The organism is Polaromonas sp. YR568 (assembly GCF_943371715.1).
GTDB lineage: Bacteria > Pseudomonadota > Gammaproteobacteria > Burkholderiales > Burkholderiaceae_C > Polaromonas.
In genome coordinates, this window is record NZ_CALRVW010000007.1 from 120184 (window position 1) to 144519 (window position 24336).

The 24336-nt window shown below is 64.5% G+C and carries 22 protein-coding genes and 2 tRNA genes; 3 read left to right on the forward strand and 21 right to left on the reverse strand.

From position 1 onward, the window contains the following. Positions 1 to 201: 201 nt before the first annotated feature. From AAG813_RS07555 to rpsB, 16 genes are all read right to left on the reverse strand, one after another. Entirely contained in the window at positions 202 to 990 is a 789-nt protein-coding gene (locus tag AAG813_RS07555) for an RNA methyltransferase (protein WP_341913496.1), read from the reverse strand. Next, on the reverse strand, positions 987 to 1604 hold the full coding sequence (gene rnhB / locus AAG813_RS07560) for a ribonuclease HII (RefSeq protein ID WP_300571268.1): 618 nt from the start codon (positions 1602 to 1604) through the stop codon (positions 987 to 989). The genes AAG813_RS07555 and rnhB overlap by 4 nt, the downstream gene beginning before the upstream one ends. Continuing rightward, positions 1576 to 2706: a lipid-A-disaccharide synthase gene (lpxB, locus tag AAG813_RS07565; RefSeq protein WP_341913564.1), complete on the reverse strand. Its 1131-nt coding sequence runs from the start codon at positions 2704 to 2706 to the stop codon at positions 1576 to 1578. Before lpxB ends, rnhB begins: the two co-directional genes overlap by 29 nt. Before the next feature lie 84 nt (positions 2707 to 2790). Continuing rightward, positions 2791 to 3585 carry an acyl-ACP--UDP-N-acetylglucosamine O-acyltransferase gene (lpxA, locus tag AAG813_RS07570; protein WP_341913500.1) on the reverse strand — a complete coding sequence of 265 codons (795 nt, stop codon included), beginning with the start codon at positions 3583 to 3585 and terminating at the stop codon, positions 2791 to 2793. Between the two features lie 27 nt (positions 3586 to 3612). Then, positions 3613 to 4053, reverse strand: coding sequence for a 3-hydroxyacyl-ACP dehydratase FabZ (gene fabZ / locus AAG813_RS07575; protein WP_341913502.1), 441 nt, complete (start codon positions 4051 to 4053; stop codon positions 3613 to 3615). Then, complete coding sequence (gene lpxD, locus AAG813_RS07580) at positions 4050 to 5126, reverse strand: UDP-3-O-(3-hydroxymyristoyl)glucosamine N-acyltransferase (protein ID WP_341913504.1); 1077 nt, start codon at positions 5124 to 5126, stop codon at positions 4050 to 4052. Before lpxD ends, fabZ begins: the two co-directional genes overlap by 4 nt. Positions 5127 to 5151: 25 nt before the next feature. Further along, the gene (locus AAG813_RS07585; protein ID WP_341913506.1) at positions 5152 to 5658 is read right to left on the reverse strand and encodes an OmpH family outer membrane protein; all 507 of its coding nucleotides are present in this window, start codon (positions 5656 to 5658) and stop codon (positions 5152 to 5154) included. Further along, positions 5658 to 7964, reverse strand: a complete 2307-nt coding sequence (gene bamA / locus AAG813_RS07590) for an outer membrane protein assembly factor BamA (RefSeq protein ID WP_341913508.1) — start codon at positions 7962 to 7964, stop codon at positions 5658 to 5660. The genes AAG813_RS07585 and bamA overlap by 1 nt, the downstream gene beginning before the upstream one ends. Before the next feature lie 13 nt (positions 7965 to 7977). Beyond that, entirely contained in the window at positions 7978 to 9330 is a 1353-nt protein-coding gene (gene rseP, locus AAG813_RS07595) for an RIP metalloprotease RseP (RefSeq protein ID WP_341913510.1), read from the reverse strand. A gap of 13 nt (positions 9331 to 9343) precedes the next feature. Then, complete coding sequence (gene ispC / locus AAG813_RS07600) at positions 9344 to 10531, reverse strand: 1-deoxy-D-xylulose-5-phosphate reductoisomerase (protein WP_341913512.1); 1188 nt, start codon at positions 10529 to 10531, stop codon at positions 9344 to 9346. 17 nt (positions 10532 to 10548) lie between these two features. Then, positions 10549 to 11385: a CDP-archaeol synthase gene (locus AAG813_RS07605; RefSeq protein ID WP_341913513.1), complete on the reverse strand. Its 837-nt coding sequence runs from the start codon at positions 11383 to 11385 to the stop codon at positions 10549 to 10551. Beyond that, a complete protein-coding gene (gene uppS, locus AAG813_RS07610; RefSeq protein ID WP_341913515.1) occupies positions 11385 to 12134 on the reverse strand; it encodes a polyprenyl diphosphate synthase in 750 nt (249 codons plus the stop codon). Before uppS ends, AAG813_RS07605 begins: the two co-directional genes overlap by 1 nt. Before the next feature lie 150 nt (positions 12135 to 12284). After that, complete coding sequence (gene frr, locus AAG813_RS07615) at positions 12285 to 12845, reverse strand: ribosome recycling factor (RefSeq protein ID WP_096665457.1); 561 nt, start codon at positions 12843 to 12845, stop codon at positions 12285 to 12287. Between the two features lie 59 nt (positions 12846 to 12904). Next, positions 12905 to 13615, reverse strand: coding sequence for a UMP kinase (gene pyrH / locus AAG813_RS07620; protein WP_341913519.1), 711 nt, complete (start codon positions 13613 to 13615; stop codon positions 12905 to 12907). 62 nt (positions 13616 to 13677) lie between these two features. Beyond that, entirely contained in the window at positions 13678 to 14592 is a 915-nt protein-coding gene (tsf, locus tag AAG813_RS07625; protein ID WP_341913522.1) for a translation elongation factor Ts, read from the reverse strand. 115 nt (positions 14593 to 14707) lie between these two features. Next, positions 14708 to 15460: a 30S ribosomal protein S2 gene (gene rpsB / locus AAG813_RS07630; RefSeq protein WP_341913524.1), complete on the reverse strand. Its 753-nt coding sequence runs from the start codon at positions 15458 to 15460 to the stop codon at positions 14708 to 14710. 361 nt (positions 15461 to 15821) lie between these two features. Here rpsB and AAG813_RS07635 point away from each other — a divergent pair, with 361 nt between their 5' ends. Further along, positions 15822 to 17093 carry a D-amino acid dehydrogenase gene (locus AAG813_RS07635; protein WP_341913526.1) on the forward strand — a complete coding sequence of 424 codons (1272 nt, stop codon included), beginning with the start codon at positions 15822 to 15824 and terminating at the stop codon, positions 17091 to 17093. 18 nt (positions 17094 to 17111) lie between these two features. After that, positions 17112 to 18668 carry an NAD(P)H-hydrate dehydratase gene (locus AAG813_RS07640; protein ID WP_341913528.1) on the forward strand — a complete coding sequence of 519 codons (1557 nt, stop codon included), beginning with the start codon at positions 17112 to 17114 and terminating at the stop codon, positions 18666 to 18668. On the opposite strand, the gene AAG813_RS07645 is transcribed toward AAG813_RS07640, so the two are convergent. Beyond that, entirely contained in the window at positions 18639 to 19187 is a 549-nt protein-coding gene (locus AAG813_RS07645; protein ID WP_341913530.1) for a YggT family protein, read from the reverse strand. The two genes, AAG813_RS07640 and AAG813_RS07645, sit on opposite strands and share 30 nt — an antisense overlap. 51 nt (positions 19188 to 19238) lie before the next feature. Then, positions 19239 to 21539 (reverse strand): ribonuclease R, encoded by a 2301-nt coding sequence (rnr, locus tag AAG813_RS07650; protein ID WP_341913571.1) that lies wholly within the window; start codon positions 21537 to 21539, stop codon positions 19239 to 19241. Positions 21540 to 21820: 281 nt separating this feature from the next. On the opposite strand from rnr, the gene AAG813_RS07655 reads away from it, so the two are divergent. Beyond that, positions 21821 to 21905, forward strand: a tRNA-Leu gene (locus AAG813_RS07655). A 110-nt stretch (positions 21906 to 22015) separates the two neighbouring features. On the opposite strand, the gene rimO is transcribed toward AAG813_RS07655, so the two are convergent. The 3 genes from rimO to AAG813_RS07670 all read right to left on the reverse strand — a co-directional run bounded on the left by rimO (position 22016) and on the right by AAG813_RS07670 (position 24325). Beyond that, on the reverse strand, positions 22016 to 23425 hold the full coding sequence (gene rimO / locus AAG813_RS07660) for a 30S ribosomal protein S12 methylthiotransferase RimO (RefSeq protein WP_341913532.1): 1410 nt from the start codon (positions 23423 to 23425) through the stop codon (positions 22016 to 22018). 63 nt (positions 23426 to 23488) lie between these two features. Further along, positions 23489 to 24025: a polyhydroxyalkanoate synthesis repressor PhaR gene (phaR, locus tag AAG813_RS07665; RefSeq protein WP_341913573.1), complete on the reverse strand. Its 537-nt coding sequence runs from the start codon at positions 24023 to 24025 to the stop codon at positions 23489 to 23491. Between the two features lie 223 nt (positions 24026 to 24248). Beyond that, positions 24249 to 24325 (reverse strand) — tRNA-Val (locus AAG813_RS07670). Between the last annotated feature and the right edge of the window lie 11 nt (positions 24326 to 24336).

The following is a 24336-nucleotide window of genomic DNA, read 5'->3' on the forward strand; positions in this document are numbered from 1 at the left end:
TCTCCGGGTTGGTTACGGTTCGCCCAAGCGTGCACAAGAAACGTCTCCGAGAAGACTCTTGCGGGCTGCTTTTGTGAGGGTGTTGGCTTTGTGTGCGCTTGGGCGAAGCTGTGTTTTGAAAAGCCACTGATTATAGCTTGAGGAGCACGGGAGCTTATGCAGGAAAGGCATGCCGTCCTGCGCGAACGCGGTTGACCCGGGCTATCCGGCTGCCGCCAGCGAGCTGGCGTAAAGGCAAATGGCCGCGGCAGCCGCCACATTGAGCGACTCCTCGCCGCCCGGCTGGGCGATGCGCACCTTCAGGCTGGCCCGCGCCATCAGGTCGTCGCCGACGCCCTGCCCTTCGTGCCCCATGGCCCAGGCACAGGGCGTGGGCAGGGTTTGCTGGTGCAGGAAGGCGCCGTGGTGGGAACTGGTCACGATGATGGGCACACGCAAGCCGTCCAGCGCCTGCGGCTCCACCCCTTCGAGCAGTTGCAGGCCGAAATGCGCACCCATGCCGGCGCGCAGCACCTTGGGCGACCACAGTGCCGCCGTGCCCTTGAGCGCGATCACCTGGGTGAAACCAAACGCCGCCGCGCTGCGCAGCATGGAGCCGACATTGCCGGCATCCTGCACCCGGTCCAGAATCAGCGAGGGCGCCGCCGGCGACAGGGCCGCGGGCGCCGGCAGATCGATCACAAAACCCATGCGGGCCGGCGACTCCAGGCCGCTGATCTCGGGCAGCAGCGCATCGGAGATCACTATGGTTTTGATAGCCGCTCGCGCCCATTCGGCGGGGGCCAGAGGCCAGAATGATTCAGAAAATACGGCCATCGCCGGCGTCAGCCCGCGCAGCAGCGCCGCGCGGCACAGGTGGTCGCCCTCCAGCCAGACCCGGCCCTGCTTGCGGTAGGCCGTGCTGTCCTGCGAGAGCCTGCGCAAGTCCTTGACCAGGGCGTTGTCGCGCGAAGTGACAAACACAGGCGCTGCCGGCGCAGGCGCGCTCAACGCAGCACCTCGGCCACGGGGCTGAACGATCGGCGGTGTTGCGGGCAGGCGCCGTGCGCGCGCAGCGCTGCCAGGTGTTCCGCCGTGCCGTAGCCTTTGTGGCCGGCAAAGCCGTATTGCGGGTATTCGAGATGGAACTGCTCGCACCAGCGGTCCCGGTGCACCTTGGCCAGGATGGACGCGGCGGAGATGGCTGGCACCAGCGCGTCACCCTTGACAATGGCTTCGGCCAGCATGCTGAGCACCGGCAACCGGTTGCCGTCGACCTGCACTTTCACGGGTTTCAGGCGCAGGCCCTCGACCGCACGTTTCATCGCCAGCATCGTGGCCTGCAGGATGTTGAGCCTGTCGATTTCCTCGACGCTGGCCTGGGCAATCGAGCAGCACAGCGCCTTGGCGAGAATTTCCTCATAGAGCTGTTCCCGGCGCCGCGCCGTCAGCACCTTGGAGTCGGCCAGGCCCTTGATGGGCTGGAGATCGTCCAGAATCACCGCCGCGGCCACCACCGGTCCGGCCAGCGGCCCGCGGCCGGCCTCGTCCACACCGGCCCACAGTCCGGGCGTGTCCCAGGACAGGGTGACCTGCTCAGCCTTCAAGAATGTTCTGGATCGCATCGGTGGCCAGTTGGGCGGTATCGCGCTGCAGTTCGTGGTGCAGCTGCGTGAATCGTTGTTCGACGGCGGCAATTTTTTCCGGTGCCGATATTTTCGCATCCATCCATTGCAGCACCGCATCGGCCAGCGCCTGAGGCGTGGCGGCGTCCTGCAGCAGTTCCGGCACGACAAAGTCGCGGCACAGGATGTTGGGCAGGCCCACCCAGGGCTGCAGCTTCTTGCGGCGCATGATCTGCCAGGACAGCCAGTTCATGTTGTAGGCAATCACCATGGGACGCTTGAACAGCGCCGCTTCCAGCGTCGCGGTGCCGCTGGCGATCAGCGTGACGTCGCAGGCCGCCAGCACGGTGTGCGACTGCCCTGTAACGATCTGCACCTGCGCCCCCACCCCCGCGTCCTGCGCCGCCTGCTCGATCTGCTGACGCAAGGCGGGTACTGCAGGGACTACTATTTTGATAGCAGGTTTCGCCCGTTGGACCAGGGCTGCAGCCCGAAAGAACCTGTCTGCCAGGTACTGGATCTCGGAGCGGCGGCTGCCCGGCAAGACGGCCAGCACAAGATCGCCCGATGCCAGGCCCAACTGTTGCCGGGCCGCCGCCTTGTCCGCCTGCATCGGGATCATGCCGGCCAGCGGGTGGCCCACATAGGTGGCGGCAATGCCGTGTTGCGCCAGCAAGGCCGGCTCAAAGGGAAAGATGCACAACACGTGGTCGACACTGCGGCGGATTTTTTCGACACGGTCGGCGCGCCAGGCCCAGACCGAGGGACTGATGAAGTGAACCGTGCGTATGCCGGCGGCCTTGAGGTCGGCCTCGAGGTCGAGGTTGAAGTCGGGTGCATCAACGCCGATGAACACGTCGGGCCGCATCTGCAGCAGCCGCTCCCTGAGCTGCTTGCGGATGCCGACAATTTCGCGGTAATGCCGCAGCACCTCGACATAACCTCGCACCGCCAGTTTTTCGCTGGGCCACCAGGGCGAAAAGCCGCGGCCCGCCATCTGTGGTCCGCCGATGCCAACCGCCGTCAGCCCGGGCCAGCGGGCACGAAAACCGTCGAGCAGCAAACCGGCCAGCAGGTCTCCCGAGGTTTCGCCGGCGACCATGGCCATGCGGGGAGTATTTGCTGCAACGGACCCAGCCGCCTCTGTACGACCGGGCACAGGGCTTGGTACACCGGACATCTTCGCCTACCGGACGATGCCGCGCTGCGGTGAGGTGCCGGTCAGAAAGGCCAACATTGCCTGCACATCAGGCGCCGCCTCGGGATGCCCGACAGCCAGTTCTGCGATGCGCGCCTTGGCCTGCTCCAGTGTCAGGTCCTCACGGTACAGGGCCTTGTGCATGGCCTTGACGGCGGCAATGCGGTCTGGCGTGTAGCCGCGCCGGCGCAGGCCCTCGTAGTTCATCGAACGCGCCTCGGCGGGCTGGCCCTGGCACATCACGAACGGCGGCAGGTCGGCAAAAAGCAGCGAACACATGGCGGTCATGCTGTGCGCGCCCAGCCGCACAAACTGGTGCACGACGGTGAAGCCGCCGAGGATCACCCAGTCGCCGACATGCACATGGCCGGCCAGCTGCGAGTTGTTGGCGAAAATCGTGTGGTTGCCGACATCGCAGTCATGCGCCAGATGCACGTAAGCCATGATCCAGTTGTCGTCGCCAACCCGCGTCACTCCGGTGTCGCCGGGCGAGCCGATGTTGAAGGTGCAGAACTCGCGGATGGTGTTGCGGTCGCCGATGACCAGTTCGCAGGGCTCACCCGCGTACTTCTTGTCCTGCGGAATGGCGCCCAGGGAGTTGAACTGGAAAATGCGGTTGTCGCGCCCTATCGTCGTGTGGCCCTCGATGACGCAATGCGCGCCAATCGTCGTGCCGGCCGCGACCTTGACGTGCGGACCAATCACGGTGTACGGCCCCACACTGACACTGCTGTCGAGCTGGGCCTGGGGATCAACCAGCGCTGTGGGATGGATGCCTGTCACAGAAAAACCTTCTCTTGCCGGGACAGATCAGGCGATCGTGCGCATGGTGCACATCAGCTCGGCCTCGCAGACCATGTTGCCGTCGACTCGGGTCACCCCCTTGAACTTGAACACGCCGGCCTTGAGCCGCTCCAGTGTGACCTCCATGATCAGCTGGTCGCCAGGCTCCACCGGCCGCTTGAAACGTGCGCCGTCGATACCGGCAAAGTAATACACGGTCTTGTCATCGGGCGTCACACCCTGCATGTCGAAGGCCAGCAAGGCAGCGGCCTGCGCCATGGCTTCGAGCATCAGCACACCCGGCATCACCGGGCGGTGCGGAAAGTGCCCGGTAAAAAACGGTTCGTTGATGGTGACGTTTTTCAGCGCCTTGATGCGCTTGCCTTTTTCGAGTTCCAGCACACGGTCCACCAGCAGGAAGGGGAAGCGGTGCGGGAGCTGCTTGAGAATTTGGTGAATGTCCATCATGATTTTTCTTCGGTCTTTCCAGAGGCTTTGTCAGTCGTTTGCTCAAGCGCCTTGAGGCGTTCACGCAGGGCGTGAAGCTGCTTGAGTGTGGCTGCATTTTTTTCCCACTGCGCATTGTCGTCGATGGGAAACAGCCCGGTGTAATGCCCCGGCTTGTGGATCGAGCGGGTCACCACCGAAGCCGCGGAAACATGCACATGGTCGGCCAGGCTCAAATGCCCCAGCACCACCGCACCACCGCCCACGGTGCAATGCGCACCGATGGTGGCGCTGCCCGCCACCCCGGCACAGCCGGCCATGGCCGTGTGGGCGCCGACGCGCACGTTGTGGCCGATCTGCACCAGGTTGTCCAGCTTGACGCCGTCTTCGATCACGGTGTCCTGCAGCGCGCCCCGGTCGATGCAGGTGTTGGCGCCTATCTCGACGTCGTTGCCGATGCGCACCGCACCCAGCTGCTCGATTTTTTCCCAGCGGCCGGCATGCGGCGCGAAGCCGAAACCGTCGGCGCCGATCACGGCGCCTGGGTGGACAATGCAGCGCTGGCCGAGGGAGCAGCCGTCAGCCACCGTCACACGGGCTGCCAGGCGGGTTGCCGCGCCGACGCGAACGTCGCTGCCGATCACACTGTGCGCGCCCACCTCGACACCCGCACCCAGCACCGCACGGGCGCCAATGCAGGCAAAGGCACCGACCGCCACACCAGCTGCCAGGCTAGCCTGGGGGTCGATGAAGGCGCTGGGGTGGATGGCGGGCCCGCTGGAGGCGCTGGATGACGCATGCTCACGCTTCCAGAGCTGGGTGATGCGGGCAAAGTAGAAATACGGGTCATCAACGATGATGCAGGCACCGCGTTGCATGGCCGCCTCGGCGGCGCCCGGCCCCACCACCACGCAGGCGGCCGCGGACTGGGCCAGTTTGCCCTGGTATTTCGGGTGGCTGAGGAAAGTCAGCTCGGCCGCGCTGGCTGATTCGAGCGGGGCGAGCCGCTCGACCAGGACATCCGGGTCTCCCACCAGCCGGGCGTCAAATTCACCGGCCAGCGCTGCAACAATGTCCCCGAGTCTGAGCGTCACACCTGGCGTGTCCGTGGATGCAGGCTTATCTGGCGGCGTTGAGCGCCCTGATCACCTTGTCGGTGATGTCGTGCTTGGGATTGGCGTAAACCGCTTCCTGCAGGATGAGGTCGTACTTCTCGGCCTCGGCAACGGTCTTGACGACCTTGTTGGCGCGTTCGATGACCTGCTGCAGCTCCTCGTTTTTACGCGCGTTGAGGTCTTCCTGGAATTCGCGGCGCTTGCGCTGGAAATCCCGATCCTGTTCCACGAGCTGCTTCTGGCGGGCCACCCGCTGGCTCTCTGCCAGGGTGGGTGCCTCACGGTCGAACTTGTCGGCCATGGCCTTGAGCTGTGTTCCGACGTCGGTGAGCTCTTTCTCGCGCTTGCCGAATTCCTGCTCCAGCTTGGCCTGGGCCGCCTTGGCGCTGTTGGCTTCGCGAAAGATGCGGTCAATGTTGACGATGCCGATCTTGAAGTCCTGCGCGCCCGCCGCAAACGCGGCCAGCGCCATCACGGCAGCGAGGAGGAACTTGGATGAAAAGGATTTCATTAGAAGGATGTACCAATCTGGAATTGCAGCCTCTGGATTTTATCCGTCGGCTTCTTGTTCAAAGGATGGGCGAACGCCAGGCGCAGGGGCCCGAGCGGCGAGATCCAGCTCACGCCGAAACCCACCGATGAGCGCATCTCGCTCAGGGAATATTTCTCATTTTCGCCAAACACATTGCCCGCGTCCACAAAACCGAACATCCGCAGGGTCCTGTCATTGCCAGCACCGGGGAACGGCGCCAGGATTTCGGCATTCAGTGTGATCTTTTTCGGACCGCCAATGGAGTTGTTCTGGCTGTCACGCGGGCCCAAGGTGCCCGGCTCGTAGCCGCGCACAGAACCCAGGCCGCCGGAGTAGAAATTCTTGAACACCGGGAAAGGTTGTCCGTTCAGGCCTTTGCCCCAGCCCAGCTCGGTGTTCAGCGCAATGGTGAACTGCTTGTTCAGCGGGATGTACTGCTGGAACTGGTAGTTGGTGCGCAAAAAGCGGGCATCACCGGCCACACCCCAGTCGCCGTAAACGCGCTGGAAACGGCCTTTGGTGGGGACTATGGCGCTGTCGCGCTCATCGCGCGACCAGCCGATGGTCAAGGGCACGGAATTGCTCTTGGCACCAAAGGTATTGACATACGTCTGGTAGACCGCCGGGAGGTTGGTACCGGAAATGTCGATCTGCTCAATGCCGCCGCCGAAATACACCGTATCAACTTCACTGAACGGCACACCAAAACGCATGCTGGCGCCGGTGGTTTTGAGTTCGTAGTCGGTGTTCACCACGCCGATCTGGCTGCTGTAGGGACGCGCGGTGCGGGTGTACACGTCGATGGTCCGTGAAATGCCGTCGTTCGTGAAATAAGGGTCCACGGTGCTCAGCACCAGTTGCCGGTTGTACTTGCCGGTGTTGACCTCCAGGCCCAGATAGTTGCCGGTGCCAAAGGCGTTCTCCTGCTTGAAACCGAACACCAGCGACAGGCGGTCGGCGCTGGAAAAGCCGGCGCCGAGCTGCAGGTTGCCGGTGGGTTTCTCCGCGACCGAGAGGTTCAGGTCCACCTGGTCGGGCGTGCCCGGCACTTCCTGCGTGTCGATATTGACTTCGGTGAAAAACCCGAGACGGTCCACGCGGTCGCGCGAGAGGCGGATCTTGTCGCCGTCGTACCAGGACGCCTCGAACTGCCGGAACTCCCGGCGCACGACTTCATCGCGTGTGCGGTTGTTGCCGCTGATGTTGATGCGCCGCACATAGGCACGGCGCGAGGGCTCGCCCTGCAGCACAAACGCCACGCGGTTGTTGGCCCGGTCGATTTCGGGCTGGGCCTCGACCTTGGCAAAGGCAAAACCGAAACTGCCGTAATACTCGACAAAGGCCTTGACGGTCTGGGCCACCTGGTCGGCGTTGTAGGGCTCGCCGGGCTTGATGGTGACCAGCGACTTGAACTCTTCTTCGCGCTCGAGGAAGTTGCCTTCGAGCTTGACACCGGAGACGGTGAAACGCTCACCCTCGGTGATGTTGATGGTCACCGAAATATCCTGCTTGTTCGGCGAGATGGCGACCTGGGTCGAGTCGACCTTGAACTCCAGGTAGCCGCGCGTCAGGTAGTAGGAGCGCAGGGTTTCGATGTCGGCATTGAGCTTGGCCCGCGAATAACGGTCCGACTTGGTGTACCAGCTGAGCCAGCCGCCGGTGTCCAGGTCGAACAGGCCGCGCAAGGTGGACTCGCTGAACACCTTGTTGCCGACAATGCGGATTTCCTTGATCTTGGCGACATCGCCTTCGGTCACGCTGAAGGTCACGTTGACCCGGTTGCGCTCGATCGGGGTCACGGTGGTCACCACCTCGGCGCCGTACAGGCTGCGGTTGATGTACTGCCGCTTGAGCTCCTGCTCGGCGCGGTCTGCCAGCGCCTTGTCGAAGGGCCTGCCATCGGTGAGACCGATTTCGCGCAGCGCCTTCTTGAGCACTTCCTTGTCGAATTCCTTGGCCCCGACGAAATCCACGTCGGCCACGGTCGGACGCTCCTCGACGATCACGACCAGCACATCACCGCTGACTTCGAGCCGCACGTCCTTGAACAGGCCCAGCCCGAACAGCGCGCGGATTGCACCCGCTCCCTTGTCATCGTTGTAGGTCTCTCCGACACGGAAAGGCAGCGACGCAAAAATGGTTCCTGGTTCGACGCGTTGCAGACCCTCGACGCGGATGTCGCGCAAGGTGAAAGGATCCACGGCCCAGGCTGCGTGCGCGATGAGAAAGCTGGCCACCACCGCGGAAACGCTGCGGACCTTGAATCGTTTGATTTGTTGTTGCATGAAAAGTATGGAGTTAGCCCAAAAGCCGAGAGACATCGTTAAACAGGGCAACTGACATCATGCCCAGCAGGATTGCAACGCCACCGCGCTGCAACCGGTCCATCCACGCGTCAGACACGCTTTTGCCGGTAATCGCCTCCCAAAGATAATACATCAGGTGCCCCCCGTCCAAAACCGGCAACGGCAGTAAATTGAGCACGCCCAGACTGACGCTGATCAGTGCCAGAAACAGCAGATAGGCCGTCCAGCCGAGGCTCGCCGACTTGCCGGCATAGTCGGCAATCGTCAGTGGCCCGCTGAGGTTTTTCAGAGAAGCCTCGCCGATGACCATCTTGCCCATCATCTTCAGCGTCAGCGCCGAGACCTGCCAGGTACGGACCGCACCCTGCCACAGGCCATCGAGCGGGCCGTAGCGCACCGTGACCATGGCCGGCGGTGCGCCGACATAGGCACCGATGCGGGCGATCGAGCGGCCGGCCTCCTGCCTGATCTCGGGCGTGACCGGCACATCCATCGCCTGCCCGGCCCGCTCGATGTGCCAGGTCTGGGTGCCGCTGGAAGCCCGGATGGTTTCACGCAGTTGCGGACCATCGACGATGGCCAGGCTGCCAATGCGCAGCACCAGGTCGCCGCTGCGCAGGCCCGATTTCTCGGCGGCACCACCGGCCATCAGCTCACCGATCACCGGCTGGGTCCAGGGCCCGATGATGCCGATCCTGCGAAACAACTGGGCATCGGCGTCGGCGGCCTGGAGCTGGCCCAACGGCAACACCAGTTCTCGGGACGCGGCGGCGGCCGCGTCGGGTCCACCAATCGCCAGCCGCACGTCGCGACCGTTCAGCGCGCCCTGAGTCAACAGCCAGCGCAGCTCCTCGAAAGAACGCATGTCCTGCAGGGACTCACCGTCCAGCGCCGCCTGCTGCACGCGCTCGCCGCCACGCAGGCCGGCACGCTCGGCGATGGACCCGGCCACGGGGCTGGCCAGCACGGGCTCGGGCTCCTGCAGGCCGCTCCAGTTGACGATGGCATACAGCACGATGGCCAGCAAGAGGTTGGCCGCCGGCCCTGCTGCCACCACCGCGGCACGCGAGCGCAGCGGCTGGGTGTTGAAGGCAAGATGGCGTTCTGCCGGATCGACCGGTCCTTCCCGCTCGTCCAGCATCTTGACGTAGCCGCCCAGCGGCAGCATGCCAATGGAAAATTCGGTGGGGCTGTTCTTCAGGCGCCAGGTGTAGATCGGCTTGCCAAATCCGACGGAGAACTTCAGGACCTTGATGCCGCAGGCCACGGCCACGCGGTAGTGCCCGTACTCATGGACGGCAATCAGGATTCCCAGGGCAACAACAAAAGCGACCAAGGTCAGCATGGAAAAACTCCTGTCAAGTCGTCAGATTGCCGGCGATGCGGATGGCCGCGGCGCGCGCCTGCCCATCCAGCGCCAGCAAGTCCCCGATGCCCCGGATTTCAGAGGCGCTCACGGTGTCCAGAGTTCCACGGTTCACCGTGTGAATCTGGTCAAAACGTATCCGTTTTTCAAGAAAAGCGGCCGCCGCCACCTCGTTGGCGGCATTCAGCACCGCCGTGGTGCCGACAGGTGCGTCGAGCACCTCCCAGGCCAGCGGCAAACCGGGAAAATGTTCGTTGTCCGGAACGGCGAAGGTCATGGTGGCCAGCGCCCGGAAATCGAGCGCCTGCGCACCCGAGGAAATCCGCCCCGGCCAGGCCAGGCCGCAGGCGATCGGCACCCGCATGTCGGGCGTGCCGAGCTGGGCCACCACCGAGGTGTCGCGGTACTGCACCATCGAATGGATGATGCTTTGCGGATGAATCACCACCTCGATCTGCGCCGGCGCCAGACCGAACAGGTAGCGCGCCTCGATCACTTCGAGCGCCTTGTTCATCATGGTGGCCGAGTCCACCGAAATCTTGCGGCCCATCACCCAGTTCGGATGCGCACAGGCCTCGTCGGGGGTGACATCACGCAGGGTCGCCGGCGGCCGGGTGCGAAACGGCCCGCCGGACGCGGTCAGGATGATCTTGTCGATGCGCTCCAGCCAGGCCGCCGGATCTTCCGGCAGCGACTGGAAGATCGCCGAGTGTTCGCTGTCGATGGGCAACAACTGCGCCCCGCCCTCGCGCACGGCCTGCATGAACACCTCGCCGCCGACCACCAGCGCCTCCTTGTTGGCCAGCAGCAGCCGCTTGCCGGCGCGCGCGGCCGCCATGCAGGCCGCCAGCCCGGCAGCGCCCACAATGGCCGCCATCACGGTGTCCACCCGTTCATCCGACGCTATCATTTCAAGAGCATCCGGCGCAAGCAGGACCTCGGTAGAAAGCCCGTTTTGCTTCAGGTTTTGGGCCAGGATGCGGGCGTGCGGGGCGCTGGCCATCACGGCGTACGCCGGTTTGAAACGCAGGCACTGGGCCAGCATCAACTCGGTCTGCGTGGAAGCACTGAGCGCAAAAACCTCGAACCGGTCAGGATGGCCGGCAATCACGTCCAGCGTGTTGACCCCCACCGAGCCGGTCGAGCCCAGCACCGTGATACTTTGTTTTTTCAATGGCATGCGATGAAATGGAATGGCTAGACGGTGATGAGCATCATGGCCAGCGGCAGCACCGGCAACAAAGCATCGACCCGGTCCAGCACACCGCCGTGTCCCGGCAGCAAGCCGCTGGAATCCTTGGCGCCGGCGCTGCGTTTGACCAGGGACTCGACCAGATCACCCACCACGCTGAGCGCCGCCAGGAAAACCATGGATAGCAGCGTCACCACGAGGCCGTGCTGCGCCGCCAGGCGCGCATACAGACTCTCGCCGGTGGCATCAAGCAGCAGCCAGGCGATGCACAGCGCCAGCACCCCCGCCATGCCGCCCCAGACACCCTCCCAGCTTTTGCCGGGGCTGATCGACGGGGCGAGCTTGCCCTTGCTGAAACGCCCGCCCAGCGCCTTGCCAGCGAAATAGGCGCCAATGTCGGCAACCCAGACCAGCAGGAGCACCGACAGCAGGAACTCGATGCCGATGAAACGGGCCTGCGCCACGGCCAGCCAGGCCATCCAGAGCGCCAGCACACCGACCACCAGACGTACGACGCGCGGAATGCGCGACCAGCCGGCCACGCCACTGCGCAGCAGCCAGGCGCCCGCCAGCACCCAGCCGGCGCCGACCAGCCGCCACAGCAAGGGCAGCGGTTCGTCGAGCAGACCCAGATCCCAGGACATGCCGCACAGCACCACGCAGGCAAAACCGGCCACCAGCGCGCTGAGCTGGCCGTAGCCATTCAGGCGGGCCCACTCCCAGGCGCCCGCGGCGATCAGCACCAGGGCGACCAGCGCAAACGGCACCGGGGTGCGGTAAAAAAGCGCCGGCAGCAGGATGGCCAGCATCACCAGCGCCGTGATCACGCGTTGCTTGAGCATCAGGCAGCCTTCATGTCGGAGTTGGGATTGGAGTTTGACGAGACGACTTGTGCGGAGGTCTGGCCAAAACGTCGCTCGCGGCTGCGGTAGACGGCGATCGCTTCATCGAGCGCCGCCTCGTCGAAGTCGGGCCAGAGCTTGTCGGAAAAATGCAGTTCGGAATACGCCGCCTGCCAGAGCAGGAAATTGCTGATGCGCAGCTCGCCGCCGGTGCGGATCACAAGGTCCGGATCCGGCACATGGGCCAGCGCCAGCGCACGGTCCAGGGCCATTTCGGTGATCTCCTGGCCCGCGGCAGCGAGTTTGCGTGCCGCCTGGGCGATGTCCCAGCGGCCACCGTAGTTGAAACACACGTTGAGGATCAGGCGCTGGTTGTCCGCAGTGGCCTGCTCGGCCTGGTCCAGGCCGGCCTTGAACTTGTCGGACAGGCGCTGCCGGTCACCGACAAAATGCAGTTGCACGCCGTTGGCCTTGAGCGAGGGCACTTCCCGCGCCAGCGACAGCGCCAGCAACTCCATGAGTCCGGAGACTTCGTCCGGCGGCCGGTTCCAGTTCTCGGACGAAAAGGCAAACACGGTCAGCACGCCGATGCCGCGGGCCATGCAGGCCTGCACGCAGCGGTTCAGCGCACCGACCCCCTGCTTGTGGCCGGCGATGCGCGGCAGGAACCGCCGCGTGGCCCAGCGGCCGTTGCCGTCCATCACGATGGCGACATGGTGCGGAACGGCGGTGGAGCTTGTTTGAGCCATGTCGGCAGTCAGTTTCTACGCACAGTGCACGGGCACGAGGGCAATTGACTTTTCAAGCAGGGGCCGCGGAACCGGCTTCGCCGGGCCGCAGGCGCAGCGGCCCCCTCGGGGGGCAGAGAGCTACGCAAAGCGAGCGAACGTGGGGGCAATCTAAACCGCCATGATGTCTTGTTCCTTGCCGGCGACCAGCTTGTCGACCTCGGCAATGAAACGGTCGGTGAACTTCTGCACTTCGTCATGGGCGCGGCGCTCATCGTCTTCCGACGCCAGCTTTTCCTTGACGAGTTTCTTGACGCCGTCGTTCGCATCACGGCGCAGATTGCGGATGGCGACCTTGGCGTGTTCACCTTCGGCACGGACCACCTTGGTCAGTTCCTTGCGCCGCTCTTCGGTCATGGCCGGCATCGGCACGCGGATCAGGTCGCCCTGCGACGCCGGATTCAGTCCGAGGTCGGAGTCGCGGATGGCTTTTTCAATCTTGGCGCCCATGCCTTTTTCCCAGGGCGAAACGCTGATGGTGCGCGCATCGAGCAGCGCCACATTGGCAACCTGGCTGATCGGCACCATGGCGCCGTAGTAGTCCACATGCACGGTGTCCAGCAATCCGGGGTTGGCACGGCCGGTACGGATCTTGGTCAAGGCATGCTTGAAGGCCTCCACCGACTGCTGCATTTTCTGCTCGGCCTGGCTCTTGATATCGGGAATGCTCATGGTTGAAATCTCCGGAGGATTCTTGTTCTGCAAAGGGATGGCATGCACATCGGCAGGCTTCAGACGTGGACCAGCGTTCCTTCGTCTTCGCCCTGCACCACGCGCTTGAGCGCGCCGTGCTTGAAGATGCTGAAAATCTTGATCGGCAGTTTCTGGTCGCGGCACAACGCAAAGGCGGTGGCATCCATGACCTCGAGGTTTTTGCCCATGGCCTCGTCGAAGGTGATGTTGGTGTAGCGCGTGGCCGTCGGGTCTTTCTTCGGATCCGCGCTGTACACGCCGTCCACCTTGGTGGCCTTGAGCACGATCTCGGCGCCGATTTCCGCGCCGCGCAGGGCGGCCGCGGTGTCGGTCGTGAAGAAAGGATTGCCGGTGCCCGCCGCGAAGATGACGACCTTGCCCTCTTCGAGGTACTGCAGCGCCTTGGGCCGCACATAGGGCTCGACGATGCGCTCGATGCCGATCGCCGACATGACACGCGGCGTGAGGCCCGCCTTGTCCATGGTGTCGCCCAGTGCCAGGGCATTCATCACGGTGGCCAGCATGCCCATGTAGTCGGCCGTCGCACGGTCCATGCCGACCGATCCGCCGGCCACACCCCGGAAAATATTGCCGCCGCCGATCACGACGGCCACTTCCACGCCCATGCGGGTGATATCCGCAATTTCCTCGACCATGCGCACAATCGTCGCACGGTTGATGCCGAAGGCATCGTCTCCCATCAAGGCTTCGCCTGAAAGTTTCAACAAGATTCGCTTGTAGGCTGGCATGGGGGAGTTCCTGTCGTTTTTATGGGCGTAAGTTTAGCGGCCTTTCGGATCAGCGGGCGCAATCAGGCCGCTTTGGCGGCGGCCACCTGGGCGGCCACTTCAGCCGCAAAATCGTCGACCTTCTTCTCGATGCCTTCGCCGACCACATACAGCGTGAAAGCCTTCACGGTCGTGCCTTTTTCCTTGAGCATCTGCTCGACCGTCTGCTTGTCGTTTTTGACGAACGGCTGGTTGAACAGGGACACTTCCTTGAGGTATTTCTGCACACCGCCCTCAATGCGTTTGGCGACAATCTCGGGGGACTGCACAGGCTTGCCGGCGGCGGTGGCCACAGCGGCATCCTCGGCAGCCTTGGCCGCAGCGACCGAACGCTCGCGGGCCACCAGCTCGGCAGGCACCTGGTCGCTCGACAGCGACACCGGCTTCATCGCGGCGACGTGCATGGCGACGTCCTTGGCCGGAACTTCGTCGCCTTCGTACTCGACGACCACGCCGATGCGCGTGCCGTGCAGGTAAGAGGCCAGCTTGCCGCCTTCAAAACGCTTGAAGCGGCGCACGCTCATGTTTTCGCCGATCTTGCCGATCAGGCCCTTGCGCACGTCTTCCACCGTCGGGCCGAAACCGTCCAGGCTCAAAGGCATGGCGCCGATCGCGGCGACATCGGCCGGGTTGTTCTTGACGATGCCCTTGACCACCGCATCGGTGAATGCCAGGAAGCTGTCGTTCTTGGTGACGAAGTCGGTTTCGCAGTTGATCTCGACCAGCGCGCCCACGGCACCTTCGCTGTGGAAGGCGATCACGCCTTCAGCGGTGATACGGGAGGCTGCCTTGCCGGCCTTGTTGCCGAGCTTGACGCGCAGGATCTCTTCGGCTTTTTCGAAGTTGCCGTCGGCCTCGGTCAGGGCCTTCTTGCACTCCATCATCGGTGCGTCGGTTTTTGCGCGCAACTCTGCGACCATGCTTGCTGTGATTGCCATCTTCAGTTCTCCGTATGTCGTGTTGACTTCAAATAAAGGGGTGTGCCTTTGGACAAGGCTGTGAAAAAGGGGCTACGCGAGCCCCTTTTTCGCGTCAGGCGCAGGGCCGCGACGATCAGGCGGCGGCGTTTTCCACTTCGACGAATTCGTCGCTGCTTTCGGCGGAAACCATCTTGACGACTTCATTGCCGGCGGCAGCGCGGCCTTCGATGATCGCGTCGGCGATGCCGCGTGCATACAGCGCCACAGCCTTCGACGAGTCGTCGTTGCCGGGGATGACGTAGTCAATGCCAATGGGGGAATGGTTGGAATCGACCACACCGATCAGCGGGATGCCCAGCTTCTTGGCTTCGAGCACGGCGATCTTGTGGAAACCCACGTCGATCACGAAAATCGCGTCAGGCAGGGCATTCATGTCCTGGATGCCACCGATGTCTTTTTCCAGCTTTTCCATTTCACGCTTGAACGTGAGCTGCTCTTTCTTGCTCAGGGTGTCGAGACCGACTTCCTGCTGGGCCTTCATTTCCTTGAGGCGCTTGATCGAAGTCTTGACCGTCTTGAAGTTGGTCAGCATGCCGCCCAGCCAGCGCTGGTCGACAAAAGGCACGCCGGCGCGCTTGGCTTCAGCGGAAACGAGTTCGCGGGCCTGGCGCTTGGTGCCCACCATCAGGATGGTGCCGCGGTTGGCGGACAGCTGCTTGGCGAACTTCATCGCGTCCTCGAACATCGGCAGCGATTTTTCGAGGTTGATGATGTGGATACGGTTGCGGTGGCCGAAGATGTACGGGGCCATCTTGGGGTTCCAGAAGCGGGTTTGGTGACCGAAATGGACGCCGGCTTCCAGCATTTCACGCATGCTTGTTGACATAGAGATACTCCAAAGGTTGTGTCTAAAATCAGCGCTTATCACCTGAAAGTATGTTTAAAAGCTTCCGGGCAACACCTTGAATGGCTGATTTGCGATTTGCTGCACGACGGCGGAATTGCCTTTCGTACAGCCTGCTGAGTATAACATCCCTGACTGTGCCAACCGCCCCGCCTGCGTCCCGCCACGCCGCTGCCACTGCGGCCGACTGCGTGACGGCCAGGGTGGTCGGCCCCGCCCGCACTTCAAAAACAATAGCAGCATGCGCTTTCCCCGCAACAGCTGACGTCCGATTGAACGCCAGAACCATGAACACAGCGACTTTCCGCCCCCGCCCCTGTCCCCGCCCTGCCAGGGCCGTCCCATGAGGATCGCTGTCATCGGTGCCGGCATCATCGGCATCACCACCGCCTGGGAACTCGCCCTGGACGGTCACGAGGTCACGGTGTTCGAGCGCCGGGGCGCGGCCGCCGAAGAAAGCAGTTTTGCCAACGCCGGCGTGGTGGCCCCGGGCTATGTGACACCCTGGGCGGCACCCGGCATGCCGGGCAAGGTGCTGGGCCAGTTGCTGGGCCGCCACGCCTCGGTCAGGCTCAGCCTGCCGCTGTCCGGGCGTGAACTGGCCTGGATGTGGCAATGGTGGCGCGCCTGCCGGCTGGAGACCTACCTGGCCAACCGTGCCCGCCTGCAACGCCTGGCCTTTTACAGCCGGGCGCGCCTGCACCAGATCACCGCGGAGCGCCAGCTCGAGTACGACCGCGGTGTCGGCTACATGGTGCTGTTGCGCGCCGAACGGGACGGCCAGATGGTCGAGCCCGGCCTGCAGCTGCTGCGTGATGCCGGGATCGCCTTCCGGCAGATCGGCTCCGACGAAGCGCGCCGGATCGAACCGGCGCTGAACCCGGACACACCCTTGCTGGGCGCCATTCACCTGCCCGACGACGAGGTTGCCAACTGTCGGCAGTTCGCCCTGCTGCTCAAGGCCGACGCCCAGCGCCTGGGCGTGACTTTTGAGTTCAATACGACCGTAGCCCAGATGGACCGAGCGCATCCAGCTACTTTTTTGATAGCAGGCGAAACGGCGCCACGGCAGTTTGACGCGGTGGTCCTGTGCGCCGGCCTGGACTCGGCCGCATTGCTGCGGCCGCTGGGCATCCGGGTTCCGCTGGCAGCGGTGTATGGCTACTCCCTGAGCGCGCCGCTTCGCGAGCCACTGAACGCACCGCGCAGCGCCCTGATGGACGAACGGTACAAGGTCGCGATCTCGCGCCTGGGCAACCGCGTGCGCGTGGCGGGCAGCGCCGAAATCGGCGGCCGGCCCGACGACAAGAGCGCCGCAGCCATCCAGACGCTGTACAAGGTGCTGCAGGACTGGTTCCCGGGCGCCGCCCACACCTCCAACACCACCACCCATGTGCAGGAATGGAAGGGTGTGCGGCCCATGCTGCCGGACGGCCCGCCCATCCTGGGCGCCAGCGGCCTGCCGGGCCTGTGGCTCAACCTCGGTCACGGCTCCAGCGGTTGGGCGCTGAGCTGCGGCAGCGCGCGCGCCATCGCCGATCTGGTCGCCGGCCAGGTGCCGGAGATTGACCTGGAAGGCCTCGACCTGAGCCGGCTCAAATCCCCCGCGGCCTGAAGGCTGCACAATCGGCCCATGTTAGCCGTCTCCCCTGCCCTCAGCCTGCCGCTCCACGGGGTGGCCGCCACGCGCCTGCTGGAGCAGCAGGCCGCGACCCACCTGGCGCCCCACACGCTGATGCAGCGTGCGGGGCTGGCCACCGCGCGCCTGGCCTTGGCGCTGGCGCCGCACGCGCAGCGCATCTGGATCGCCTGCGGGCCGGGCAACAACGGCGGCGACGGCCTGGAAGCGGCCATGCACCTGCACCTGTGGGGCAAAACCGTGGTGGTGAGCTGGCTGGGTGCGCAGAACGAAGCCAGGGTCCCTGCCGATGCGCTGGCCTCACTGGTGCGCGCCCGTGCGGCCGGCGTGCCCTTTGCCAGCCTTGCCAGCGCGCCGCCGGCCGGCTTTGACTTCGCGATCGACGCCCTGCTGGGCATTGGCGCGGCGCCCCGTCCTGCGGAGGCCTCGGGCCGGACCGATCTGCTTGGCCAGTGGCTGGCGCTGTTGCGCGCCAGCCCGCAGCCGGTCCTGGCGATCGATATCCTGAGCGGGCTCGACGCCGATACCGGCGTATCGCTTGCTCCTGAATCCATAGCTGCCGGCGCTTACCAGTCAAGCGCTGGCGCCCGATTTACCTTGAGTCTTTTGACACTGAAGCCGGGCTTGTTCACGGCCGCGGGCCGCGACCTGGCCGGTCAGGTCTGGTGGGACGACCTCGGTGTCACGCCTGCACCGGCGCTGGCGCCCGACGCCTGGCTGCTGGGCCGGGACCGCGCCGGGGCGCCACCGCGCGCGCTGGCGCCGCACGCCAGCCACAAAGGCAGCTTTGGCGATGTCGCCATCCTCGGCGGGCAGTCCGGGTCCCAAGCCACGGTCCACATGAGCGGCGCCGCGCTGCTGGCCGGGCGTGCCGCCCTGCATGCGGGCGCCGGCCGGGTGTTTGTGGCCCTGCTGGGCGGCGCGGCCCTGACGGTGGACCCGCAGCAGCCCGAGCTGATGTTCCGCAGCCCCGAGGCGCTGGACCTCAAGGCCCAGGTGTTGGTCTGCGGCTGTGGCGGCGGCGACGCCGTGGCGGACGTGTTGCCGCGCGTGTTGTCGGGCGCGCGGGCGGCCGTGCTGGACGCCGATGCACTCAACGCCATCGCCGCGGACACCCAGCTGCAAACCCTGCTGCGGGCCCGCCAGGGCCGCGGCTACCGCACGGTGCTGACACCGCACCCGCTGGAGGCCGCGCGCCTGCTCGGCAGCAGCGCGGCCGCGGTGCAGGCCGACCGCCTGCAGGCCGCGCGGCAGCTGGCGGAACAATTCGGTTGTGTGGTGGTGCTCAAGGGCTCGGGCACGATGATCGCCGCGCCGGATCAGGTCAGCGCCCTCAACCCCACCGGCAACGCGCGCCTGGCCACGGCCGGCACCGGCGATGTGCTGGCGGGCATGGTCGGTGCCCGGCTGGCGGGCGGACAGACGGCCTTTGATGCCGCCTGCAGCGCCGTTTTCCAGCATGGCCAGCTGGCCGATGACTGGCCGGCCTGCCACCCGGGTCAGACGCTGACCGCCTCCGCCCTAGCCCAGAACCATCAGGCCGATCTGTAGCAGCAGGAGCAGCGCCAGCGCCGACAGGTCGACACCGCCGATTGCCGGAATGATGCGCCGCAGCGGCGCCAGCAGCGGCTCGGCCAGCCGGCCCAGCAGGCCATACATGGGCGAGCCCGGCTGCAGCCAGGAAATGATGGCGTACACCAGCACCACCATAAAGGCCAGCTGCAGCGCGACACGCAGCAGCATCTTCAGGCCCACCAGCAGCAAGGCCGGCAGCATGGCCGCTGTCAGGTTCAGCAGGGCGCCGAACAGGGCCGCCCAGACCAGCGCATACACCAGCGCCAGCAGGAAAGCGGCCAGCAGACTGGCCCAGTCCACCCGCGCCTGCGCGACCGCCTTGGGCAACACGCGCCGCAGGGGCTTGACCAGCCAGTCCGTCACGGCCATCACAAAGGTGCCGGGCTGCACGCTCATGTTGATGCGCAGGCGGTTCATCCAGGCACGCATCAGCGCCGCGCCTATCAGCACGAAAAACAGGCTGTCCACCAGAAAGGCCAGGATGCGGATCAGCATGGTGGTTGGTTCCCGGTGGTGACGTGCAATGGATCAGGAGAGGTCATGTCTTTAACGCCGGGGTTTCTTGCTCTGCTTGCGCCCGGTGCTTGAGGCCGATTTCTTGACCGCCGCCTTGAGCGCCTGGATCGGCGACTTGGCCGTGCGGCTGCCCGCCGCACTGCCCTCGCGTGCGCCGGCACGCTGCTCGGTGCCCTTGCCCGCGCGTTTGTCGTCGCGCTTGCCGCTGCGCTGCTCGCTGGCCTTGCGCGGCAATGCGCGCTCCTGCTCGGGCAGGTCGGCGCTGCGGCCGCCGGCCTTGTCTTTCATGGCGCGGGCGATCAGTTCCTCCCCCTCGCGCACCAGGCGAAAGTCGATCTTGCGGCCGTCGAGATCGACCCGGCTGACCTGGACCCGCACCCGGGTGCCGATGGCGTAGCGGATGCCGGTGCGTTCACCGCGCAGCTCCTGGCGCGCCTCGTCAAAGCGGAAATACTCGCCGCCCAGTTCGGTGATGTGCACCAGGCCCTCGACATACATCGCATCGAGCGTGACGAAAATGCCGAAGCTGGTCGCCGCCGTGACGACGCCGCCGAACTCCTCGCCCAGATGTTCGCGCATGTATTTGCACTTGAGCCAGGCTTCCACGTCGCGGCTGGCTTCGTCGGCACGGCGCTCGTTGGCGCTGCAATGCAGGCCGGCCGCCTGCCAGGCGAGCTGGTCGGCAGTCGGCTTTTTCGGCTTCTGGTCCGGCTCGGTGACGCGCGAGGCCAGCCGTTTCGACAGCTTGGCCTCGGCCTCGCCCGGGGTCGGCAGCACCGGCAGCTGGTACCGGGACTTGGTCAGCACCGCCTTGATGACGCGGTGCACCAGCAGGTCCGGGTAGCGGCGGATCGGGCTGGTGAAGTGCGTGTAGGCCTCGTAAGCCAGGCCGAAGTGGCCGGCGTTCATGGGGGTGTAGATCGCCTGCTGCATGGAGCGCAGCAGCATGGAATGGATCTGCATTGCATCGGGCCGGTCCTTGGTGGCCATGGCGATCTGCTGGAACTCGCCCGGCGCGGGATTTTCCGTGATCGTCATGCCAATGCCCAGGGCCTTCAGGTAGGTGCGCAGGATGTCCTTCTTCTCGGGCGTCGGGCCTTCATGCACGCGGAACAGCCCTTCGTGCTTGCTGCCGGAGATGAAGTCCGCCGAACAGACGTTGGCCGCCAGCATGGCCTCTTCAATGATGCGGTGGGCAACGTTGCGGGTGCGCGGCACGATTTTCTCGATGCGCCCGGCCTCGTCGCAGACGATCTGGGTCTCGGTGGTTTCAAAGTCCACCGCACCGCGCACGCCGCGCTCCTTGAGCAGTGCCTGGTAGACGTCATGCAGGTCCAGCAGGTGCGGCACCAGCGCCTTGCGCTGCGCCGCTTCCGGACCGCGCGTGTTGGCCAGGATGGCGGCGACTTCGGTATAGGTGAAACGCGCGTGGCTGAACATCACGGCCGGGTAAAACTGGTAGGCGTGGACTTCACCCTTGGCGTTGACCAGCATGTCGCAGACCATGCACAGACGCTCGACGTTCGGGTTCAGCGAACACAGGCCGTTGGAAAGCTTCTCGGGCAGCATCGGGATCACGCGGCGCGGGAAATAAACGCTGGTCGCACGGTCGTAGGCGTCGATATCGATCGCACTGCCGGTTTCCACATAGTGGCTCACGTCGGCAATCGCGACCAGCAGGCGCCAGCCCTTGCCGCGGCCGACCTTGGCCGGTTCGCAATACACGGCATCGTCAAAGTCGCGCGCGTCTTCGCCGTCGATGGTCACCAGCGGCACATCGGTCAGGTCAATGCGGCCTTTTTTGTCGGCGGGGCGAACGGCGTCCGGCAGGGTGCGGGCCAAGGCCAGCGCGGCGTCGCTGAACTCATGCGGCACACCGTACTTGCGCACCGCAATTTCGATTTCCATGCCCGGGTCGTCGATTTCACCGAGCACTTCCTTGACGCGCCCGACCGGCTGGCCAAACAGCGCCGGCGGCTCGGTCAGCTGGACCACCACGATCTGCCCGGGCTTTGCCGTGCCGATGGCGCCCTTGGGGATCAGCACATCCTGGCCGTAACGCTTGTCCTCGGGCGCCACCAGCCAGACACCGCTTTCCTGCAGCAGGCGGCCAATGATGGGATTGGGTGAACGTTCGATGATTTCGGTGACGCGGCCTTCGGGCCGGTTCTTGCGGTCGTGCCGCACGATGCGCGCCTTGACGCGGTCCTTGTGCAGCACGGCGCGCATTTCGTTGGGCGGCAAGTAGATGTCGGCTTCGCCGTCATCGCGCAGCACGAAGCCGTGGCCATCGCGGTGGCCTGAAACAGTGCCTTCAAATTCGGCGAGCAGTCCGGCGCCTGGGCCGTTGCTGTGGTTAGTTGTTTTGATAACGGGTCTCACTTCTTCTTGAGATGATTAATGGGGGGAAGAATTCCGGCACCGGCTTGCTGCCGGCGGGAAATACATCGTCTTGTCTGTCTTTGTCTGCATGTCAAAAGCCGGCGGCTTGCCGGACCGAGGCGTGAAGTTGCGGGCTTGGCATGGGATGCGCCTCATGGCCCGCACTTCGATTGAATTTTTTTGGAATCCGGACCGGAAAACCGATTCTGTAATGGTACACTGCTGGCTGTGCCCGGGTGGCGGAATTGGTAGACGCGCACGGTTCAGGTCCGTGTATCGCAAGATGTGGAGATTCGAGTTCTCTCCCGGGCACCAGATACATCAAATCCAGCGAAAGCTGGTACAAAAAAGGCCACTGCCAACACAGTGGCCTTTTTGCTTTCCAGGCGCTTTTCAGCACTTGGCCCAGCCCCATCCGGACGACCTCAGACCGGCACCGCCACCAGATCGTGGCCCTGCGTGCCGACAATCCGGGCCTTGGTGAATTCCCCGACCTTGAGCGTCTTGCTGATTTTTTCAGGCGGCAGCAGTTTCACGACACCGTCGATCTCCGGCGCGTCGGCATAACTGCGACCCACGCCGCCTTTTTTACCCATGCCTGGGGCGGAGTCCACCAGCACCTGCATGGTGGCTCCCACACGCTGCTGCAGCTTTGCTGCCGAGACCGCTTCGGCCACGGCCATGAAACGTGCCCGGCGCTCTTCGCGAAGCTCCAGCGGCAGCATGCCCGGAATGTCGTTGGCGGTGGCGCCCGCCACCGCGCTGTAGGCAAAACAGCCGGCACGGTCGATCTGCGCTTCCTTCATGAAGTCCAGCAGGTGTTCGAACTCGGCCTCGGTTTCACCGGGAAAACCGGCAATGAAGGTGCTGCGGATCACAATCTCGGGACAGATCTCGCGCCAGCGCGCAATCCGCTCCAGATTTTTCTCGCCGCTGGCCGGCCGCTTCATGCGCTTGAGCACATCGGGGTGGCTGTGCTGCAGCGGCACGTCCAGGTAGGGCAACACCTTGCCGGTGGCCATCAGCGGCAGGATCTCATCCACACTTGGGTACGGGTAGACGTAATGCAAGCGAACCCAGGCGCCATAGGGCTCGGCAATCTCGCCGAGCGCCTGCACCAATTCCAGCATGCGGGTCTTGATCGGCTTGCCATCCCAGAAGCCGGTGCGGTATTTCACGTCCACGCCGTAGGCCGAAGTGTCCTGGCTGATCACCAACAGCTCCCGGACACCGCCCTCAAACAAGGCGCGCGCCTCGCCCAGCACATCGCCTATCGGCCGCGACACCAGGTCGCCGCGCATCGACGGGATGATGCAGAAGGTGCAGCGGTGGTTGCAGCCCTCGCTGATCTTCAGGTAGGCGTAATGCCGCGGCGTGAGCTTGATGCCGGCGATGCCGAAGGCGTTGGGCACCAGGTCCACAAACGGGTCGTGCGGCTTGGGCAGGTTCAGGTGCACCGCATCCATCACTTCCTGCGTCGCGTGCGGGCCGGTCACGGCCAGCACACTCGGGTGCATCTGGCGCACCAGGTTGCCGCCGCCCTCGCCCGCCTTGGCGCCAAGGCAACCGGTCACGATGACGCGGCCGTTTTCGGCCAGCGCCTCGCCGATGGTGTCCAGGCTTTCCCGCACGGCGTCGTCGATGAAACCACAGGTGTTGACGATCACCAGGTCCGCACCTTCAAAGGTTTTGGAAGTCTGGTAACCCTCGGCGCTGAGCTGCGTCAGGATCAGCTCGGAGTCGGTCAGGGCCTTGGGACAGCCGAGGCTGACAAAACCGACGCGGGGCGCGGTGTTCAAGGAGGGAGATGGGGGGGTCGCAAGGGCTTGGCTCATGCCCTCTATTGTCTCAGAGCCAGCCCGCCGCGGCCGCGGCCGCGCGAAATGGCCTGAAGGCGGTCAGCGCTTGAGGCCCAGGGCTGCCAGCATCTGCTCGCTTTGTTTCTGCATCTGCTCCTGCATTTGCGTGAACACGGTTTTCGACTGCTCGACGTAGCTGCCCATCATGCCCTGCATGGCCGGCGACTGGGCATTGATGAACTGCGCCCAGGCCTCCGGCGTCAGGCCCTTGGACTGCTCGGACATCTTGAGCTGCAGGTCCATGAAGGACTGGACGTTTTTCTCGAGGTAGGAGCCCATGAAGCTCTGCAGCGCATTGCCGTAGAAACGGATGATGTTGGACAAGACCGCCTCGGTGAACATGGGCGCACCGCCGGCTTCTTCTTCCAGGATGATCTGCAGCAGGATGCTGCGTGTCAGGTCCTCATTGGTCTTGGCATCGCGCACCACGAAATCGGTGCTATCCATGACCAGGTTCTTGACTTCGGCCAGCGTGATGTAGGCCGAGGTATCCGTGTCGTAGAGACGGCGGTTCGGGTATTTCTTGATGACACGCGGCGAAGCCGCCTTGCCATTGCCGCCCCTGCTGCCCGGCATTTTCCCCGGGGCGTTGCCGACGGGGGGAGACGCGTCGGCTGACTCGTTCCTGGACTGACTGGTGGGCTTGCTCTTGGGCACTGTGCGAACTCCTGTGAATGACAGCCTGTACCGATGTACAGGGTCATCACATTCTAGGAAGTATGCCTACATGCAATCCCCTTGGTTTACCCTGTGAGCGCCGTGGCAGTCACGGGCAACAGGGAAAACAACTTCAGGAAATTGGTAGGCGCGATTGGACTCGAACCAACGACCCCCACCATGTCAAGGTGGTGCTCTAACCAGCTGAGCTACGCGCCTAAGGACTGTTC